Below are 18,532 nucleotides of genomic sequence, written 5' to 3' on the forward strand. Positions count from 1 at the left end.
AGGAGGGAGGAGGTGGGGGGGGGAGGCCTGGGGGGGGGGGGGGGGGGGGGGGAAGGGAAGGCTCCGTGGCGGCTGGGGCCCCGTCCCGGGGGGAAGCGCCGGGTTCGGGGAGAACTCAGCGCAGTGACGCCGCGTCGCTCAGGTCCGTTCCCCGAGTCTCCGGGGCCATGAGGAAGCTGACGAGTGCGCCCACTCCGGCGATACCCGCGGCGATGTACATCGTTGCGGAGAGTCCGAGGTTGGACAGCGCCCACGGGGTGGCGAACGTGCCGATCGCCGCACCGATCCGGCTGATTCCCGTGCACAGGCCGACGGCGGTGGCCCGCACCTCGGTGGGGAACAGTTCGTTGGGGTAGATCCATTCGAGGATGGAGGGTCCGCCGTTGAAGAGCGCATAGATCGCGAACGCGAATGCGATCACCCACAGGCCCGCGTCCGGCTCGATCGCGAGGAACAGCAGTCCGAGGCCGGAGAGCACGAAACCCCAGATCAGGATCGGCCGTCGCCCCAGTCGATCGACGAGGAGCAGTGCGACGACGTTGCCGATCAGGAAGAACAGGTTGATGAGGCCGTATCCGATGTGGGCGAGATTTCCGGAACCGAGGTTGAAGAGTTCGAGGATCTGCGGGCCGAAAGCGTAGATGGCGAACAGTGTCACGATCGTGCACGTCCAGAAGACCGAGATGAACACGACGCGCTTCAGGTATCCGCCGCGCATCACTCCGCGGAGGGACGTGCTTCCCTCTTCGTCGGGCAGGTCGTCCAGCGTGGCATCCGCCCCGATCGTCTTTTGCAGCACGGTCAGTGCCTCGTCGGACCGCCCCTTGCTCAGCAGCCACCGGGGAGACTCCGGGATGCTCGTGCGTGCGACGACGATCAGGGTGGCGGGAATCGCGGAGGAGAGCAGCATCCACTTCCATCCGTCGGGGTTGCTGAGCAGCAGGTATCCGACGAACGCGGCCGCCGTTGCGCCGACGAACCACATGGCGTTGAGGCCGCCGACGAGTTTGGCACGCCACGCCTTCGGCGCGAATTCCGTCACCAGCGCGGTGGCGATCGGATAGTCGGCGCCGACCGCGATGCCGATGATCAAGCGCAGTATGAACAACTGCATCTCGTCCGCGGCGAAGAACTGCAGCACCGAGCAGACGATGATCACGATCAGGTCGATGGTGTACATCAACTTCCGGCCGATCCGATCGGTCACCGCACCGAACACGGCCCCACCGAGGAACACCCCGATGAGCGCGGAGGATCCGATGAGACCGGCCCACAGTGCGCTCATGTCCCACTGTGCCTGGATCTGCACCATCGCGATGCCGATGATGCTGAGGATGTAGCCGTCGAGGAAGGGGCCGCCCGAGGAGAAGAGGGCGAGTTTGGCGTGAAAGCCGTTGAGCGTGGCGCTGTCCAGTGTGACGCCCGATCGGGCGGAGACGGTGGTGTCGAGGTTCATCTGAGGAATCCCATCGGGGGGTGTGGGCTTGAGGGTGTGTCCCCACGTGATGTGGTTGCTGCCACAGTAGGAAGAGAATTGGCGGCGCGGAATTACCAATCTCCTACCAATTCATGCTCTGTGCTTATCAATTCGCCGGGTCGACGGCCGCGATCCCGTCGATCTCGATTCGCTTGTCGCCGCGGAACCGAGCAACCTCGACCGTCGTCCGCGGCGGCAGGGGAATGCCGTCCAGCCGGGCCAGATACGCGGTGTTGTATTCATCGAACTCCGACAGGTCGGCCAGGTACACCGTGGCCTTCAGCAGGGTGCGCAGGCCACCACCCGCAGCGTGGAGGGTGGCCTCCAGATTGTCGAGCGCGACCCGGACCTGGTCGCCGATCGCGGTCGGGGTCCGTCCGTCCGCGGTGGTGGGGATCTGCCCGCAGGCCCAGATGGTGCCGGCGAACACCGCCGCCCGCGCGTACGGTCGCTCGGTGCCGGCGGGATGTGGGACGAGTTCACGCTGATCGGTCACGAATGTGCCTCCGGGACGAGGAATCGCCTGCCGAGTTCGTAGGCGCGCGACCACGTCGCGGCGTCGACGAATACGCCGTAGGAGACGGCGTGGCGGTAACGCGTCTCGCGTTCGGAGGCGGTGTGGACGGGACGGGACAGGTGTGCAGCGGGCGGCGCGGTCCGGAGGAGGGTTCCCGCGCCGATGGCCGGTACGTCGGTGGTGAGCGCCGCGGCGGCGACGTCGCGGTACATGTCGCCCGCCCCCGTCACGACGGTCGCGCCGGCCGGGCGCCCACCGTCGTCGAGTGTGACGAGGCACAGCGTGGCACCGGACCGGGAGACGGCGTGCAGGGCGTACCAGGCGGCGGCGTCGTGATCGACGATCCGGGGCAGGAGAACCGGACGAGACTGCGACAGGGCCAGATCGACCGCCAGGGGACCCGTGAGCAGTGCGCTCCGCGGTGACCGGTCGACGATGTCGACTTCCGGGCTTCTCGTCAGCGTGACGTCGGCGGCCCCGTTCGGTGACTCGAGTTCGGCGATCGTCGCCAGGAGTGTGTCGATGCCGTTGCGGGCGTGGAGTTGCATCGCCGTCACGACGTCGGCCGCGCCGCCGGCTTCGCCCGCGCTGACGCCCGCGGCGTAGAGGGCGCGGAATGCCGTCTCGCGAACTTCCCGTACCGACAGCCTGATTCGGTTTCCCGGTAGGAGAGTGGTGTCGTCTTCGAGGGTGTGGGTGAGCATGTCGGTCATCGGCGTTCCTGTGATTCGGGCAGTCCGGGGAAGACGTCGTCGAAGATGCGCAACCAGTTCTCGCCGAGGACCATCGCGATGGTCGCGTCGTCGAGGCCGACCTTCTGCAGGCATTCGGTGAGAACCGGGAAGTCCGCCGGGCCCGAGAACCAGTTCGGCCACATCGGCCACTCGGGTTCGACCGGATTCTGGCTGGGCGGTCGCCAGCGACCGTTCCGCAACCACGCGACGTAGTCCTCCGACCAGTTGCGGGTGCAGTCACTGCCGATCGCGACGTGGTCGGGACCGATCTGGTCGACGAGCCGCGCGACCATGACCGCGAAATCAGCGCTGGACGTGGCTTCCCCTCCCAGGACATTCGGGTAGAGGCAGCAGCCGATCACACCGCCGCGTGCGGCCAGCGCGTCGATGACCTCGTCCGGCTTGTTGCGGGGACTGTCGACGAACCAGGTCGGGTTCGAATGCGTGATCGCGACGGGTGTGCGCGATGCGTCGATCGCGTCCAGACAGGTGCGGTTCCCGACGTGGGAGAGGTCGACGAGCATGCCGACCCGATTCATCTCCGCGATCATGATGCGCCCGAACGCGGTGAGTCCGGAATCATGCTCGTCGTAGCAGGCGCCGCCCGCCAGGTTCTGAATGTTGTAGGTGAGCTGCGCGACGCGCACCCCCAGTCGGTGGAAGATCTCCACCATGCGGTAGTCGTCCCCGAACGGCGACGAATTCTGGAACCCGAGCAGCACGGCGATCCGGTTGTCCCGCTTCGCGTTGCGAATGTCGTCGGAGGTTTCCGCGAGGGTGACGATGTCGTCGTTGTCGGCGGCGAGCTGATACCACTGTGCGACGGCGCCTAGCGTGTCGGCCGGACCGTCCCACACCGCGCAGGTGGCATTCACGCCGGTGACGCCACCGGCGCGCAATTCTTCGAGGACCTTCCGGTCCCAATTGTTGATCTGGAGTCCGTCGACCACCAGCAGGTCGGAGTGTGTGAGCGTGTGCACTAGGCGTCCTTTCGCGGCTTGCGGGTGAAGATCCAGTCGTCGTCCACCCCGGCGGCGACGTCTTCGGCCCGTGGGGCTCCCGAGTAGAGCGTCACCCGGAGCCAGTCGGTCGATTGCGGCATGTAGTTGTCCATCCCGTACATCGCCAGCTGGAAGCGCTGTAGATTCAGGGGCAGGAAGTTCCGGCCGAGCAGGTTGTCGTGGGCCTCCGCGTACGGGACGCCGGTGAGCGTCTGGACGCGGGCGACGATGCCGCGGTGCCGCGGGTGTTCGACGAGAAACGCGGCGACAGTGGTGTCGTCGCCGACGGACGCCAGATCGCGTTCCAGGGCGGTCACGGATCGGGCGACATCGATCGGATGCTCGACGTGCTCGCCCGGATCGGCACCGCGGCGTCCCCGTCGCGGCTCCTCGTTGTTCTCGGACGAGAACCAGAAATGGGCCTGCTCGTCGGGATCGTCGAAGTCGAACCGCTCCACCCACGCGTAACGGTCCCGGAGGACGGCGCGGAGTTCGGCGCAGGTCTGCGCCGGTTCGACGGCCAGTCGCTGATCGCAGCACAGCAATTCCTCGACCTCGGTGTCGAGTTCCGGATGGACCTCGACGATCACGGAGTCCATCACTCCGCGGGCCTCCGCGCCGATGGACGCGGCCCGGTCGTGCAGCGCCCGCCAGGCGTGGTCGGTCGGCGTCCCGCCGACGGTCCCCGACCCGATGTACTCGGACAGCGCGCCGTGGAGCACGTCGAGTTGGGAGGCGATCTCGCCGCAGGTGACGAAGGGCGCGGTCGGCATGTCTGCTCTCTCGCCGAAGTAGAGCGCGGCACGGTCGAGCAGGTCTCGGGCGCGGTGGATCCGCGGGCCGCCGGGCGCGGTCGTCTGCGCCAGCGCGTGGGCGAGGGGCAGTTCGCGGGTGGCGCACCAGGCGTCGAGCACCTGCGGATGATTGACGACGTACGGCACCATGCCGAGACCGGTCGCATTGCCGAGTCCGAGGTAGCGTCGCCAGTCTCCGGACAGCCGCGCCGCCCGCGGGTTCCGGGCCCGGGCGCAGTGCTCGACCAGGTCGTAGCTGAATTCACGCAGCAACCAGGCAGTCAGCATGTGTGCCCGGTACGGCAGTCGCAGGGGATGGTCGGCACCGAGCCGATCGAAATCTGCCAGCCCGAATTTTCCGTTGCTGTAGAACGCGGTGCTCCGCAGGATGTAGGCGGCGTCGCCCATCGTCGCGATGTCCGGTTGGCCGCCCGCGGACAAGCGATCGGCGACGTAGTCGAAGAACCGTGCACTGCGGTTCGCCCGGGTCCAGATGAGGGTGCCGTCGTCCGCTCGGCCTTCTTCCTGCCGCGGCACCTGCATTCGCAGTGCACGCGAACGACTCTCGGTGAGCGGACCTTCGATCAAGGCTGCGGTGACGTCCCACGCCTTGGCGATGACGCGGTCCGTTCGGTCGCTCTCGGCGAGGGTCGTCGAGAACACGACGAATCTCACCTCCCGGCCGCCGATCACGACGCGGTACACGACCTCGCCGCGGCCGTCGGCGCCGACGTCCCACCGCTCGCGTTCCACCCGCCAGTTCTCGGCGGCCGCGGTTCTGAGGAAGGACCGGGCGAAGCTGTGCCGGGTGTAGCGGGCGGCTCCCATGTCGGCCGGGTCCAGAACCTGTTCGGGCGACCGGGCGGATGTCTGCGTCCGCCGCAGCAGTTCGGTCGGTCTCATGCCTCGCTCCTCGGTGTTCCGGTGCGGGAGTAGGCGATCTTGCTCCACGTGAAGAACTCGGCGCTCGTCGCGGCGTTCTGCTCGCGGGGCGCGGGGAACGACGAATCCTTGAGTCCGCCGAAGGGAGCGTGCAGTTCGGAGCCGGTGTTGGGTGCGTTGACTTTGATCAGGCCGGCGTCGAGGTCCCGGATGCAGCGGCGGGCGACCCGCTCGTCGCACGTGAATACGGCGGCGGTGAGACCGAACGACGTCGCGTTCGCGAGGTCGATGGCCTCGTCGAGATCGTCCGCACGCAAGACGAGGGTGACCGGACCGAACACCTCTTCCCGGCTGATGGTCAGCGCCGGCGTGCCGGCGAGCAGCGTCGGGGCCACGAACGCCGCACCCGACGTGGGGAGTGGAGCAGACCCCAGCAGTTCCGCGCCCTCGGACAGCGCCTGGTCGATCGCGGCCGTCACTTCCTTTGCCGCGCGGGCGGAGACGAGCGGTCCGATCTGAGACTCGGGGGCAAGCCCGTCGCCGACGACCAATTGTTCGACCCGTGCGACGAGTTCGGGCACGAGGTCGTCATAGGCGTCGCCGACGGCGATGATCCTCCGCGTCGCCGTGCACTTCTGGCCACTGCTTCCCATTGCCCCGGCGATCAGGACCGTCGCTGCGTCCCTCGGATCGACGTCGGGGAGCACGATGGCCGCGTTGTGCCCGCCGAGTTCCATCTGCACCTTCGCGCCGCGCGGAACCGCGGCGGCCTGGATCGACCTGCCCACCGGAACCGATCCGGTGAAGGTCACTCCCGAGATCTCCTCCCGCGCCACCAGTTCGGCGCCGATCGTCCCCGGGCCCAGGATCATGTTGAGGACCCCGGACGGAACCCCTGCTGCAGCAAGGGCTTCGGCGAAGGCTGTCGCGACCGCCACCGTGTCGCTGGCGGGTTTCCAGACCACCGTGTTGCCCCACAGCAGCGCCGGCGCGAGCTTCCACGCCGGAATCTGCAGCGGGAAGTTCCACGGGGTGATCGCGGCGACCACGCCGAGCGGTCGGCGGACCGTGCGGATCACCTCGTCGGGATGGGACGACGGGTAGGTGGCGCCGTCGGCGTTGCGCGCCTGCGCCGCGTGGTAGTGCAGGGTCTCGACGGTGGCTCCCACCTCGGCCCGCGATTCGGGGAGCGTCTTTCCCTGCTCCCGGGTCATGAGTTCCGCGATCGCGTCGGCACGCTCGGCGAGGATCTCGGCCGCCCGGCGGAGGACGAGTCCGCGTGCGATGATTCCGCGGTCGTCCCACTCGCGGCGTGCCGACACCGCGGCAGCCACCGCCGCGTCGAGGAGCTGGCTGTCGGCCGGATGGTATTCCGCGACGACCGTCTCGTCGGCCGGGTTCGTCGTCGCTGCGACCGGACCGTCGCCGTCCACCCACTCGCCGCCGATCAGGTGGCGGAGACGGGTGTCCGTGTCTGGTGCGGTGAGATGGTGCTCCACTGCTGACTCCTCGAAGGGCTGGTAATTCGGTGCCTTCAACGCTAGGCGCGGCGACCATGGTGCAGAAGTACCTATTGTCAACCGACTGATAAGTTGCAAGTATCAATCGGGTGGAACTGCGGCAGCTTCGATACTTCGTCACGGTGGCCGAGGAGATGAACTTCAGGCGCGCCGCCGAACGCCTGCACATCGCGCAGCCCGCGCTCAGTCAGCAGATCAGCAAGTTCGAGAAAGAACTGCGCACCACCCTGTTCGAGCGGACGACGCGACGCGTCGAGCTCACCGACGCGGGCCGGGTGCTGCTGGACGAGGGCAGGCGCGTCCTGGCGGAAGCCGATCACGCGCTCGCCGCGGTGGAACAGGTCGCGCACGGGGAGGTGGGACTGCTCCGCATCGGATTCGTCAGTTCCGCGGCACTGCGGATCGTCCCCGCGACCGTGCTGGCCCTGCAGAAGGAGTGGCCCGGAGTTCAGGTGGAACTGTCCGAATCGACGACCGACCGCCAGCTGTCGGCGATCGCCGACGGCAACCTCGACATCGGGCTGGTCCGCGAAGTCGACCGCGCGGACGGCATCGTGGTCCGGCCGCTGACCCGCGAGCCTCTGCTGGTGGCGATGCACTCGTCGCATCCCTTCGCCGGCCGGGAGTCGGTGCGGCTCGTGGAACTGCGCGACGAACGGTTCCTCACGTTTCCGCGCGGCCAGGTGTCGCGGCTGTACGACCACATCGCCGCCCTGTGCCATCACGCGGGCTTCCGGCTGGACGCCGCCCAGGAGGCCGTCCAGTTTCCCACCCTCCTCGGGCTGGTGGCGGCGAACACAGGAGTCACCATCGTGCCGGCCAGCCTCCGGGCTCTGCACCTCCCGGACCTCCGGTACGTCGCACTCTCCGACGCGCAGGCGGTGTCGACGGTGTCGGTCGCGTATCGCGCCGACCGGCAACAGATCCCGGCGATCCGGCACTTCCTCGACGTGGCGACCGCGCTGGACCTGTCCTAGCGTCCGGGACGATCGGGTTCCGGGCGGCTACTCGACGTCGAAGTCGTTCGACGTCGCGGTGAACGAGGTGACCGCTCCCGCCGCGTCCCGGCTGTCGCTGAAGTGCTGCACCCTCTCGAGAACCGTTCTCCCACGGCGCGGGTTGTTGCGCGGGTGTCCGGTGGCGAACTCGACGGTGACCTGTTGGCCCACCGGGTGCTGAACCCCTCCCAGGTGAGTGGCAAAGCGTCCCCGCGCACACTTCGCCACTCACCTGTCAGACGGGCTGCGCGTCCCCGAACGTCATCCTCAGGTCGGGAATCGACGACGTGAGGAGCGCCCGCTTCGGAAGCCCGAGCGACCGCAGTTCGTCGGCGATCGGGTGGCTGCCCAGTTTCAGTTCCCCGCCTCCCGGCCGGGAGCGGACGCCGGTCGGGCTCATGTTCCAGGTGGTGAACCGGGTCAGTCCGTCGAGGTGCGAGTACGCGGCGAGCGACGTACTCGCGCCCGAACCCGGCACCGGAATGCCCTGCTTGACGCTCAATTGGGCGATCAGCCGACCACCCTGACTCACCGACCCGCGTTTGACGGACCCGGAGTGGTCGGCGTCGAAATGGGCGAGGATCTTCGGGAACCCCCAGATGCCGCGGCCGGCGGCCAGGGTGAAGTCGCCGTCGACCGGCAGGTGGTGGATCAGCGCACCGGCCCGGCCCCGGGCCAGCGCCTTCAGGTCCTGCGGGACCGAGGTGCCGGCGGCCCGGTGGTCGCGGACGAGGAACGACACCCCGAATTCGTTGTACGGGCCGAGGTCGCCGTCCACGTAGTCGACGAACACCAGCACGCACACACCGCGCCCGGGCCGGAACTGCAGGATCTCCAGTCCGGTGGAGTCGATCAGCGTCTGGGCCGCGGCGGTCGGCACCGAATACATCGCCGTGAACGCCGACGCGGCCCGGATCTGCACGGGCATGTCGACCTGCTTGCCCAGAACTTGATGCGACGTCACGGCGCGACCACCCCGCGCAGGCCGTCGGCGCCGAACATGGGCTCGAACATCGACCCGAAGTCGGGGCCGCGCCGCAGCATCTGGCCGCCGTCGACGTTGATGATCTGACCCGTGATCCAGGTGGAGTCGGGGCCGAGGAGGAACTTGGCGAGCGCGGCGATGTCGGTGACCTCGCCGACCCGCGAGATCGGCGTGTTGGCCAGGTAGTCGTCCAGGACGGGTCCGCCGTCGGTGATGAGCGCGACGAGGTCGGTACGGGTCAGTCCGGGGCGGATGCAGTTGACCCGGACGTTGCTGGCCCCGAGTTCGTCGGCGGCGAGTCGCGTCAGGTTGTCGACGCCCGCCTTCGACGGGCCGTACGCGCCGAACCAGCGGTGCGTGTTGCTGCTCGCGATCGAGGAGATGGTGACGATGGAACCGCCGCCCCCGGCGACCAGTGCCCGGGCGGCGTGCTTGATCGTCAGCATCGTGCCGGTGACGTTGAGGTCGACCGTTCTGCGCCAGGCGTCGACGTCGAGTTGGGTCACGGGCCCGACCGTTTCGTTGCCGCCCGCGCAGGTGACGGCGCCGTCGAGCCGACCGGTGCGTTCGCTCGCCTTCGCGACCGCGCGGGCGACGTCGTCCTCGTTCGTGACGTCGGCCGTCACCGCGTCGACCGTCCCCGCGGGATTGTCGCCGCTGATCTGTTCCGCCGCGCGTGCCAGTTTCTCCTCGTTCCGACCACAGATCGTGACGTGGACGCCCTCGGCGGCCAGCGCGGTGGCGATGCCCAGTCCGATGCCACTGCCGCCGCCGGTGACGAGTACGGACGTCTTCGCGAGCCCGCTGCTGCCGTCGTTGGTAACCACGCACACCTCCAGGGAATAGAACTCGTGTCAATTTTCGAGCCATGGATCTGTGAAAACTGCTGCTATACCACTGCGCCATCGTAGGAACACGTTCTATTATCGGGGCACGAACGGCGGGATTCAATGCGGAGGAGCGTCTCGATGACGGACAGGCCGGAATTCGATCTCATCGACGGACGGTTCTACTCGGGCGAACTCGGTGACCCCCGGCAGGCATACGCCTGGATGCGCGCCCACGAACCGGTGTACCGGGCCGAGGGTATTCTCGGCGCCGCGTCGTACGAGGCCGTCCTGGCCGCCGAACGCGATCCGGAGTTGTTCTCGAACGCGGGCGGAATCCGGCCCGGGGTGGGCCCGCTACCCCAGATGATCGACATGGACGACCCCCAGCACCTGCAGCATCGCCGCCTCGTCAACGCCGGCTTCACCCGCAAACAGGTCGAGGCGAAGGTCGGCCGGATCCGCGAGATCTGCGACCACCTCATCGACGCCGCCTGCGACAAGGAGAACGTCGACTTCGTGCGCGATCTGGCGGCGCCGCTCCCGATGGCCGTCGTCGGAGACATGCTCGGCGTGCGCCCCCAGGAACGCGACCTGTTCCTGCAGTGGTCCGACGACCTGATGAACGCGCTCGGCAGCAACGCCACCCCGGAAGGACTGCAGGCGCAGGCCGACGCCTACCTGGCGTTCAACGAGTTCACCCTCCGCACCATCGAGGAACGGCGGCAGAACCCGACGGACGACCTCACCAGCATCCTCGTGCACAGCGAAATCGACGGGCACCGGCTCAGCGATGCGGATATCGTCGGCGAAACCCTGCTGATCCTCATCGGCGGCGACGAGACCACCCGGCACGTCCTCAGCGGCGGCATGGAACAACTGCTGCGCCACCCCGAACAGCAGGCACGTCTCGTGAACGACCCCGGCGGCATCCCAACGGCGGTCGAGGAGATGCTGCGCTGGTCGTCGCCGATCAAGAACATGTGCCGCACCGTCACCCGCGACGTCGACTTCTTCGGAACCGCCCTCCGCGAGGGCGAGAAGATGATGCTGCTCTTCGAATCCGCCAACTTCGACGAGGCGGTATTCCACGACCCCGACGTCTTCGACATCGGACGGTCACCGAACCCGCACGTCGCATTCGGCTTCGGCACCCACTTCTGCCTCGGCAACCAACTCGCCCGGCTCGAAGCGAAGATCATGTTCGAGCAACTGCTGTCGCGGCTGCCCGACATGATGCTCGTCGACGACACCCCGCTGCGGCGTCGTCCCGCCAACTTCGTGTCCGGGCTCGAGGAGATGCCGGTGAAGGTATAGGCCCTTCGGGCTCGTGAGTGGTTAAGGAGTCTCTGGACTCGCTAACCGCGCACGAGCGCGAAGCGCCTACTCCGGGGCGCCGATGTTCAACTCGTCCGGGTGCGCACCGACGCGGGCGCCGTCGTCCATCGTCTCGATCTCGCTGAGATCCTGCTCGCTGAGTTCGAAATCGAACACGTCGATGTTCTCCCGGATCCGCGACTCGTGGACCGACTTGGGGATGACGATCAGCCCGCTCTGCAAGTGCCAGCGGATCAGCACCTGGGCTGCGGACTTGCTGTGCCGGTCGCCGATGCGGGTGATGATCGGATCGGTGAGCAGGACGTTCGGCTTGGAGTCGTCGCCCCACCCCGAGTTGCTGGTGCCGCCGAGCGGACTCCACGATTCGACGGCGATGCCGTGGTCGACGGCGTAATTCCGGACCTCCTGCTGCGCCAGGTGCGGGTGCAACTCCACCTGATCGACCGCCGGGACGACGCCGCCCCGGTCGATCAGCAACTGCAGGTGACGCGGCTCGAAATTGCACACACCGATCGCCTTCGCGCGCCCGGACTCGGCGATCTTCTCCAGCGCATCCCACGTGCGGAGGATGCGGTCGTCGTCCTGCAGCGGCCAATGGATCAGGTACAGGTCGACGTACTCGACGCCGAGACGTCCGAGGCTGGCGTCGAACGCTTTCAACGCCGGCTCGTACCCCTGATCGGAGTTCCACAACTTGGTGGTGAGAAAGATGTCTTCGCGGGCGACGCCCGAGTTCGCGATCCCGCGGCCCACACCTTCCTCGTTGCCGTATGCGGCGGCCGTGTCGATGTGCCGGTAACCCGCCTCGTCCAGGGCGAATCCGACGGCGTGTTCGGTCTCGTCGTTGTCGGCCTGCCAGACCCCCAAGCCGAGCTGGGGGACGATGGTTCCGGAATTCAGCACGATGCTGGGTACTCGAGGACTCATGCTGTCCAGGCTATCGACTGTCGTGGGGGCGTGAGGGGTACATTCGCCGCCTGGCATCATGCGGAGGTGACCCGAATTCGGCTATTGGCGACGGACCTCGACGGCACCCTGCTGCGGTCGGACCGCACGATCTCCCCGCGCACCGCGAAGGCCATGGAGGACGCCCGACGGTCGGGGGTCGAGGTGGTGTGGGCCACGGCCCGCGCCCGGCACTCGGTGCACGAACTCGCGCAGTCGTGTGGATTCCGCGGCAAGGCGATCTGCGCGAACGGGGCGGTGGTTCTCGACCTGGCCGACGGGACCCCGGTGATCACGGCGACGACGACCATCGCGATGGCGTCGGCCGCGGCGGCGATGGACCGGGTGCGGACGCTGATGCCCGGTGTCGTGTTCGCGAACATCGGCGCGACGCGCTTCGTCGCCGAACCGGCGTATGCGGCGCTGTGCGAGTTCGCCGACCACCACCGGCATCCGCACGAGATGATGCTGTCGGAACTGCTGCCGGACATCGACGAGCCGATGGTGAAGATCGTCGCCCGGCACCCCGAGATTCCGAGCGCGGACCTGTACCGCGCGGCGGTGGCGGCCGGCGTCGACGGCGTCGAACTGACGCATTCCGGCGCACCGTACGTCGAGATGGCGGCATCCGGTGTGTCCAAGGCGAGTGCGCTCGCCGAACTGTGCGCGGTCGACGGGATCTCGACGGCAGAGGTCGCCGTCGCCGGCGACGCCATCAACGACGTCCCGATGCTGACGTGGGCGGGCACGGCGCTGTGCCCGTCCAACGCGCTGCCGGAAGTCCTGGCCCTCGCCGACCACGTCCTGCCCAGCAACGACGAGGACGGGGTCGCCAGCTACCTGGAGGGGCTGCGCCCGTGAGTGGTTGACGAGTGCAGAGACTCTTCAACCACGCACGGGCGGCGGAGCCGCCTACAGTCCGGCGGCGGTAGCGAGCTCGGCGAGGTAGTCGCGCGGCTGCCCGAACAGCTGTGCGCTCCCGTGCGCGCGTTTGAAGTACAACTGCGCGTCGTGCTCCCACGTGATGGCGATGCCGCCGTGCAGTTGGATGGCCTCGGCCGCGACGTTCTGAAGCGCCTCCGAGCAGTACACCTTCGCGACGACGGCATCGTCGTGCGTCCCCGACAGCGCCGCCGCGTACGACATCGACCGGGACGTCTCGACGAGCGCGTACATGTCGGCCATGCGGTGTTTCAGTGCCTGGAACGATCCGATGGCACGCCCGAACTGTTTGCGCGACTTCGCATATTCGACCGTCTGCTCCAGCGCCGCCGCCGCCGCGCCGACCTGTTCCGCCGACAGCGCGACCAGCGCGACGGTACGTACCTGCTCGACGAGGTCGGTGGGGGAGACGAGCCTGCGTGCCACGACGCCGTCGAACACGACCTCCGACAGCGTGCGCGTCGGGTCCATCGCCGGCACCCGACGCCGGGTGACGCCGTCCGCGGCCGGGTCGACCTCGAACAGGCCTTCGGACGTGAGGACCAGCAGCACGTCCGCGACGTCACCGCCGAGGACGTACGACGCCGTCCCCGACAGCGTCTCGCCCGACGCCGTCACGCCGAAACCGGACCAGCCGTCCGCACCCGCCCAGCACAGTGCCGCCACCGAGCCCGCCGCGATGCCGGGGAGCAGCCGGGCGCACGCGTCGTCGTCGCCCGACAACACGAGCGCCTGCGCGGCCAGCACCGCGCTGCCGAGCATCGGCGACGGCGTCAGCGTGCGGCCCAGCTCTTCCTGCACCACATGGACTTCCAGCAGCGACGCCCCGACGCCGTCGTACTTCTCCGGAACGGCGAGCGCGGCGACACCGATCTGCTCGCACAACTTCGACCACAGCGTATTGTCGTAGCCGTGCTCGGTGGTGATCGCCCGGCGGACGGCGGCGGAGTCTGAATGCTTACCCAGCAGATCCCGGACCGACGACCGGAGCGCGGACCGTTCCTCGTTGTCGAAACTCATGACGCCTCCACCAGCGAATCGACGACGCGTCCGCGGTGGAAGGCCGGTGTGCCCCAAGCGGACACGAGCGCACGGACCTTCGTCAGCCACAGCGACAGATCGTGCTCCTGCGTGTACCCGATGGCGCCGTGCACCTGCAGCGCCACCCGCGCCGCCCGGTACGCGGCATCTCCGCACGCCACCTTCGCGGCCGAGACGTCCCGGGAACTGTCGGCGGACCCGTCCCGCACGGCCAGCGCCGCACCGTGCAGTAGCGGCCGCGACATCTCCAGCCCGACAGCCACTTCCGCCAGGTGATGCTTGATGGCCTGGAACTGTCCGATCGGCTTGCCGAACTGCTTGCGCTGCTTGGCGTAGTCGGTGGTGACGTCGAGCAGGGTCTGCCCGAGCCCCTGCAGTTGTGCCGCGGTCGCGAGGGCGCCGAGATCGAATGCCTGCCCGAAGTCCACGTCACCGAGGGTCTCGCCGGCGGTCAGCGGGAACAACCGCCGCGACTGGTCCACCGAGTTCTGCACCGCACTGGCCTGTCCGAGGTTCAGCGTCGTGCCGTCGACCAGCAGGACCAGATCGGCCGAGTCCGCGTCCACCGCGAACGGTACATGCGGCGCCGCGGCAACCGTGGCGAGCAACCCGGAGGCCAACGCCGACAACCGGTCCGGATCCGCCTGCGCGAGCAGCGCCGGTGCGACGGCGACGGTCTCGGCCACCGGTCCGGGAACGGCATGGCGTCCGAGTTGTTCGACGGCCACCACGAGGTCGACGGCGTCTGCGCCGAGTCCGTCGTGTTCCTCGGACACCAGCAATCCGTTCACGCCCGTCTCGGCGAGGTGCTGCCACACCTTCAGGCCCGGGCCGGTGTCGCCGGTGTTCCACGACCGGATCACCGCCGGCATGTCGGCCTTCGACAGCAGCGCGTCGATACTGGACGCGAAGTCCTGATGGGAGGAGTCGAGTGTGAATCTCATCGATCCGCCTTCGGTAGGCCGAGCAGGCGCTCGGCGATCACGTTCTTCTGAATCTCGTTGGTGCCGGCGTAGATCGGGCCGGACAGGGAGAACAGGTAGCCGTCCGTCCAGTTGTCCGCGAGCTCCGCCGAGGCGCCCTGCAGTTCGAGCGCGGTCTCGTGCGTGGCGATGTCCCACTCCGACCAGAACACCTTGTTGATCGACGACTCGGCGCCCAGTTGCCCGCCGTCCGCGAGCCGGGTGACGGTGCCGAACGTGTTCAGCTGGTAGGCGCGGGCGCCGATCCAGGCGTCGGCGACCCGGTCGCGCAACGCGGTGTCGTCGGTGCGGCCGGAGGTCTCGAACAGCGCGACCAGCCGGTCCACCGTGGCAAGGAACCGTCCGGGGCTGCGCAGCGACAGTCCGCGCTCGTTCGACGCGGTGCTCATCGCCACCCGCCAGCCCTCGTTCACGCCGCCGATCACCCCCGACTCGCCGGGGTTTGCCGGGTCGTCCGGCACGAAGACGTCCTCGAGGAAGATCTCCGCGAAACCGGGTTCGCCGTCGAGCTGGTCGATCGGGCGAACGGTGACACCCTGCGACCGCAGGTCGAACATGAAGTACGTGATGCCTTTGTGCCGCTGCGCGTCCGGGTCGGATCGGAACAGCCCGAAACCCCAGTCCGCGAAACTCGCCCGCGAACTCCACGTCTTCTGCCCGTTCAGTACCCAGCCGCCGTCGACGCGGCGGGCGGTGGAGCGGAGCGACGCGAGGTCGCTGCCCGACTCGGGCTCCGACCATGCCTGCGCCCAGATGTCGTCGGAGCGGGCCATGCGCGGCATGATCCGCGCCAGCTGTTCGCCGTTCGCGTGCTCGAACAGCGTCGGGGCGAGCAGGAAGATGCCGTTCTGGCTGACCCGCCCGGGCGCACCGGAGCGGTAGTACTCCTCCTCGAACACCACCCATTCCAGCAGCGACGCGTCGCGTCCGCCCAGTTCCTCCGGCCACGACACGACCGACAGCCGGGCGTCGGCGAGGGTGCGTTCCCACTCGCGGTGCGCCTCGAAACCCTCCGCCGTGTCCATCGACGGCAGCGGCTCGGCGGGAACGTTGTCGCGCAGAAAGGTTCGCACCTCCTCGCGGAAGGCGACGGTGGCGTCGTCGAACTCGAGATCCACTTACTTGGCTCCTTCGTTCGAGTTGCGGGCGCTCGCCGCCATCGACTTCGCGTCCATACCGCCGAGGGAATCCGTGTCGACCTCGGCGTTGTGTGCGTGCGCGAAGTGATGCAGGCCGAACACCGAGTCCATGCCGTTCCGCATGCCCATCTGGTCTTCGCACTGGTTGACGGCCTTCTTGGTGAGCGCGAGACCGAACCGGGGCATCGCGGCGATGCGGCCGGCGATCGCCAGGGTCTCCGCCTCGAGGTCCTCGCGCGGCACGACGCGGTTGACCATCCCCACCTCGTACGCGCGCTGCGCGGTGAACCGGTCACCGGTGTACAGGATTTCCTTCGCGAACCGCGGTCCCAGCATCCACGGGTGCGCGAAGTACTCGACCCCGGGAATGCCCATACGTACGACCGGATCGGAGAAGAAGGCGTCGTCGGACGCCACGATCAGGTCGCACACCCACGCCAGCATCAGACCGCCGGCGATGCAGGCGCCCTGGATCATCGCGATCGTCGGCTTCGGGATCTCCCGCCACCGACGGCACATCCCGAGATACACCTCCATCTCGCGGGCGTAGCGCTGGTCGCCGCCGGGCTTGTCGACGTGGTCCCACCACATCACGGCCTTGTTGTCGTAATGGACGTGATGGTCGCGGCCCGGGGTCCCGATGTCGTGCCCGGCACTGAAGTGCTTGCCGTTGCCTGCGAGGACGATCACCTTCACGTCGTCGTCCTCGACGGCCCGCTCGAACGCGGCGTCCAGGGCATACGTCATCACCGAGTTCTGGGCGTTGCGGTAGTCGGGGCGGTTGAGCGTCACGAAAGCGACACCGTCGCGCACGTCGTAGGTGACGACGTCACCCTCGTCCGGAACCGTCATTTCTTCTCCTCACGCAGAACGTTTTTCATGACCTTCCCGGAGGGGTTCCGGGGGAGGGAGTCGACGAAGCGCACCGACCGGGGCACCTTGAAGTTGGCGAGGCGCTCCTTGCAGAACGCGATCACGTCGTCCTCGGCGAGCGCGGTACCCGCCTTCGCCACGACGAACGCGCGCCCGACCTCGCCCATCCGCTGGTCGGCAACACCGATGACGGCAGACTCCGCGACACCGTCGAGCCTGGCAAGGGCGTTCTCCACCTCAGCGGGATACACATTGAACCCGCCGGAGATGTACATGTCCTTGAGGCGGTCGGTGATGTCGACGTACCCGCGGTCGTCGAGCGTGCCGACGTCGCCGGTGTGCAGCCAGCCGTCGGCGTCGATGGTCTTGGCCGTCGCTTCGGGGTCGTCGAGATAGCCGAGCATCACGTTCTCGCCGCGCACCAGGATCTCGCCGTGGTCACCGATCCGGACCTCCATCCCGGGAATCGCGCGACCGGACGTGGTCGAGACGGTCACCGGGTCGTCGTCGGTCCGGCACATGGTGACCACCACGGCCTCGGTCTGGCCGTAGGCGGTGAGGACGGCGTCGAAGCTGAGTTCCGACTGCATGCGTTCGACCAGGGCGACGGGCACGGCGGCCGCGCCGGTGATCGCGACCCGCAGGCTGGAGAGGTCGTACTTCGGGCGGTCGGGGTGGTCGAGGATCGACTGGAAGATCGTGGGGGCGCCGGGCAGCACGGTGATCTGCTCGTCGTGCACGGTCGCCATCACCTTGGGGACGTCGAACACGGCCATCGGCACCACGGTGACCCCGTTCAGCAGGCACACCAGGAACCCGGCCTTGTAGCCGAAGGTGTGGAAGAACGGGTTGATGATGAGGTAGTTGTCGTCCGACGTCACCTCCGCGCACTCACCCCACGCCCGGGCGATGCCCACCGACTGCCGGTGCGCGCTCATCACCCCCTTGCTGCGGCCCGTGGTGCCCGACGTGAACATGACGTCGGAGACGTCGTCGGGGGAGACGGCGGCCGCGCGGGCGTCGGCCTCGGCGCGGGTGTCCTCGTCGGCGAGGGCGAGGAAGTCGTCGAAGTCGACGACACCCGGGGCCGGGGCGTCGCCGCCGTCGACGGGCACGCGGACGACCGTCGGCAGGTCGAGGGTGCTCGACTCGTCGCGCAGCGACGCGTACCGGTCGGTGCCGAGGAAGTTGCCCGCGACGACGAGTGCGGTCGTCTTGGTGCGCTCGAGGATGTCGAGGGTCTCCGGTGCGGTGTACCGGGTGTTGATCGGGACGAGCGTCGCGCCGGCGTAGTGGATGCCGAGCGCGGCGACCACCCAGTGATACGTGTTGGGCGACCACACCGCGACGTGGTCGCCGGGCCGCACGTCCTGCGAGCAGAGTGCGGCGGCGAAATCGCGGACACGGTCGTGCAGTTGTGTGAAGGTCAGACGGACGTCGCCGTCGGACACCGCCGGAAGCTCGCCGTATGCACGCGCGGCGTGGATGACGGCGGACGGGATGGTTCTCGGATGTTCGGTCACTGGGCTCCCTACC

Annotated in this window: 18 protein-coding genes; 3 read left to right on the forward strand and 15 right to left on the reverse strand. The window is 68.2% G+C overall.

Annotation, left to right across the window (positions count from 1 at the left end; genetic code table 11):
- Positions 1–115: 115 nt before the first annotated feature.
- The 6 genes from ACFU5V_RS01470 to ACFU5V_RS01495 form a co-directional block, all read right to left on the reverse strand.
- The gene (locus ACFU5V_RS01470) at positions 116–1,456 is read right to left on the reverse strand and encodes an MFS transporter (RefSeq protein ID WP_378696269.1); all 1,341 of its coding nucleotides are present in this window, start codon (positions 1,454–1,456) and stop codon (positions 116–118) included.
- Positions 1,457–1,583: 127 nt separating this feature from the next.
- Entirely contained in the window at positions 1,584–1,973 is a 390-nt protein-coding gene (locus tag ACFU5V_RS01475) for a RidA family protein (RefSeq protein ID WP_378696271.1), read from the reverse strand.
- Positions 1,970–2,707: a hypothetical protein gene (locus ACFU5V_RS01480; protein ID WP_378696273.1), complete on the reverse strand. Its 738-nt coding sequence runs from the start codon at positions 2,705–2,707 to the stop codon at positions 1,970–1,972. Before ACFU5V_RS01480 ends, ACFU5V_RS01475 begins: the two co-directional genes overlap by 4 nt.
- On the reverse strand, positions 2,704–3,708 hold the full coding sequence (locus ACFU5V_RS01485; protein ID WP_378696275.1) for a membrane dipeptidase: 1,005 nt from the start codon (positions 3,706–3,708) through the stop codon (positions 2,704–2,706). The genes ACFU5V_RS01480 and ACFU5V_RS01485 overlap by 4 nt, the downstream gene beginning before the upstream one ends.
- The gene (locus ACFU5V_RS01490; RefSeq protein WP_378696277.1) at positions 3,708–5,426 is read right to left on the reverse strand and encodes a hypothetical protein; all 1,719 of its coding nucleotides are present in this window, start codon (positions 5,424–5,426) and stop codon (positions 3,708–3,710) included. Before ACFU5V_RS01490 ends, ACFU5V_RS01485 begins: the two co-directional genes overlap by 1 nt.
- Positions 5,423–6,904 (reverse strand): aldehyde dehydrogenase family protein, encoded by a 1,482-nt coding sequence (locus ACFU5V_RS01495; protein WP_378696279.1) that lies wholly within the window; start codon positions 6,902–6,904, stop codon positions 5,423–5,425. Before ACFU5V_RS01495 ends, ACFU5V_RS01490 begins: the two co-directional genes overlap by 4 nt.
- Positions 6,905–7,014: 110 nt before the next feature.
- On the opposite strand from ACFU5V_RS01495, the gene ACFU5V_RS01500 reads away from it, so the two are divergent.
- Positions 7,015–7,902 (forward strand): LysR family transcriptional regulator, encoded by an 888-nt coding sequence (locus ACFU5V_RS01500; protein WP_378696281.1) that lies wholly within the window; start codon positions 7,015–7,017, stop codon positions 7,900–7,902.
- A 27-nt stretch (positions 7,903–7,929) separates the two neighbouring features.
- Here ACFU5V_RS01500 and ACFU5V_RS01505 read toward each other — a convergent pair whose 3' ends face one another.
- The 3 genes from ACFU5V_RS01505 to ACFU5V_RS01515 all read right to left on the reverse strand — a co-directional run bounded on the left by ACFU5V_RS01505 (position 7,930) and on the right by ACFU5V_RS01515 (position 9,735).
- Positions 7,930–8,094, reverse strand: coding sequence for a hypothetical protein (locus tag ACFU5V_RS01505; RefSeq protein ID WP_378696282.1), 165 nt, complete (start codon positions 8,092–8,094; stop codon positions 7,930–7,932).
- Positions 8,095–8,158: 64 nt separating this feature from the next.
- Positions 8,159–8,887, reverse strand: a complete 729-nt coding sequence (locus tag ACFU5V_RS01510; RefSeq protein WP_378696284.1) for an acetoacetate decarboxylase family protein — start codon at positions 8,885–8,887, stop codon at positions 8,159–8,161.
- Positions 8,884–9,735, reverse strand: coding sequence for an SDR family oxidoreductase (locus ACFU5V_RS01515; protein WP_378696286.1), 852 nt, complete (start codon positions 9,733–9,735; stop codon positions 8,884–8,886). Before ACFU5V_RS01515 ends, ACFU5V_RS01510 begins: the two co-directional genes overlap by 4 nt.
- Positions 9,736–9,876: 141 nt before the next feature.
- On the opposite strand from ACFU5V_RS01515, the gene ACFU5V_RS01520 reads away from it, so the two are divergent.
- Positions 9,877–11,052 (forward strand): cytochrome P450, encoded by a 1,176-nt coding sequence (locus ACFU5V_RS01520; RefSeq protein WP_378696288.1) that lies wholly within the window; start codon positions 9,877–9,879, stop codon positions 11,050–11,052.
- A gap of 66 nt (positions 11,053–11,118) precedes the next feature.
- On the opposite strand, the gene ACFU5V_RS01525 is transcribed toward ACFU5V_RS01520, so the two are convergent.
- Positions 11,119–12,000: an aldo/keto reductase gene (locus ACFU5V_RS01525; RefSeq protein ID WP_378433359.1), complete on the reverse strand. Its 882-nt coding sequence runs from the start codon at positions 11,998–12,000 to the stop codon at positions 11,119–11,121.
- 66 nt (positions 12,001–12,066) lie between these two features.
- Between ACFU5V_RS01525 and ACFU5V_RS01530 the strand changes: the two genes are divergently transcribed.
- Positions 12,067–12,879 carry an HAD family hydrolase gene (locus ACFU5V_RS01530; protein ID WP_378696290.1) on the forward strand — a complete coding sequence of 271 codons (813 nt, stop codon included), beginning with the start codon at positions 12,067–12,069 and terminating at the stop codon, positions 12,877–12,879.
- 51 nt (positions 12,880–12,930) lie between these two features.
- On the opposite strand, the gene ACFU5V_RS01535 is transcribed toward ACFU5V_RS01530, so the two are convergent.
- Genes ACFU5V_RS01535 through fadD3 form a run of 5 tightly spaced genes read right to left on the reverse strand, consistent with a single transcriptional unit; the run spans position 12,931 to position 18,519 of the window.
- The gene (locus ACFU5V_RS01535) at positions 12,931–13,980 is read right to left on the reverse strand and encodes an acyl-CoA dehydrogenase family protein (RefSeq protein WP_378696292.1); all 1,050 of its coding nucleotides are present in this window, start codon (positions 13,978–13,980) and stop codon (positions 12,931–12,933) included.
- On the reverse strand, positions 13,977–14,945 hold the full coding sequence (locus ACFU5V_RS01540; protein ID WP_378696294.1) for an acyl-CoA dehydrogenase family protein: 969 nt from the start codon (positions 14,943–14,945) through the stop codon (positions 13,977–13,979). Before ACFU5V_RS01540 ends, ACFU5V_RS01535 begins: the two co-directional genes overlap by 4 nt.
- On the reverse strand, positions 14,942–16,102 hold the full coding sequence (locus tag ACFU5V_RS01545; protein WP_378696296.1) for an acyl-CoA dehydrogenase family protein: 1,161 nt from the start codon (positions 16,100–16,102) through the stop codon (positions 14,942–14,944). Before ACFU5V_RS01545 ends, ACFU5V_RS01540 begins: the two co-directional genes overlap by 4 nt.
- Positions 16,103–16,975, reverse strand: a complete 873-nt coding sequence (locus tag ACFU5V_RS01550) for an enoyl-CoA hydratase (protein ID WP_378696298.1) — start codon at positions 16,973–16,975, stop codon at positions 16,103–16,105.
- Complete coding sequence (gene fadD3 / locus ACFU5V_RS01555) at positions 16,972–18,519, reverse strand: 3-[(3aS,4S,7aS)-7a-methyl-1,5-dioxo-octahydro-1H-inden-4-yl]propanoyl:CoA ligase (protein WP_378696300.1); 1,548 nt, start codon at positions 18,517–18,519, stop codon at positions 16,972–16,974. Before fadD3 ends, ACFU5V_RS01550 begins: the two co-directional genes overlap by 4 nt.
- Positions 18,520–18,532 lie beyond the last annotated feature (13 nt).

Source organism: Rhodococcus sp. NPDC057529 (assembly GCF_042802055.1).
In the GTDB taxonomy this organism is placed as follows: domain Bacteria; phylum Actinomycetota; class Actinomycetes; order Mycobacteriales; family Mycobacteriaceae; genus Rhodococcus_F.

Coding starts and splice junctions, on each gene's coding strand:
- ACFU5V_RS01525 (WP_378433359.1), bottom strand. CDS start 12,000: ATGAGTCCTCGAGTACCCAGCATCGTGCTGAATTCCGGAACCATCGTC.
- ACFU5V_RS01535 (WP_378696292.1), bottom strand. CDS start 13,980: ATGAGTTTCGACAACGAGGAACGGTCCGCGCTCCGGTCGTCGGTCCGG.
- ACFU5V_RS01550 (WP_378696298.1), bottom strand. CDS start 16,975: ATGACGGTTCCGGACGAGGGTGACGTCGTCACCTACGACGTGCGCGAC.
- ACFU5V_RS01490 (WP_378696277.1), bottom strand. CDS start 5,426: ATGAGACCGACCGAACTGCTGCGGCGGACGCAGACATCCGCCCGGTCG.
- ACFU5V_RS01480 (WP_378696273.1), bottom strand. CDS start 2,707: ATGACCGACATGCTCACCCACACCCTCGAAGACGACACCACTCTCCTA.
- ACFU5V_RS01520 (WP_378696288.1), top strand. CDS start 9,877: ATGACGGACAGGCCGGAATTCGATCTCATCGACGGACGGTTCTACTCG.
- ACFU5V_RS01470 (WP_378696269.1), bottom strand. CDS start 1,456: ATGAACCTCGACACCACCGTCTCCGCCCGATCGGGCGTCACACTGGAC.
- ACFU5V_RS01540 (WP_378696294.1), bottom strand. CDS start 14,945: ATGAGATTCACACTCGACTCCTCCCATCAGGACTTCGCGTCCAGTATC.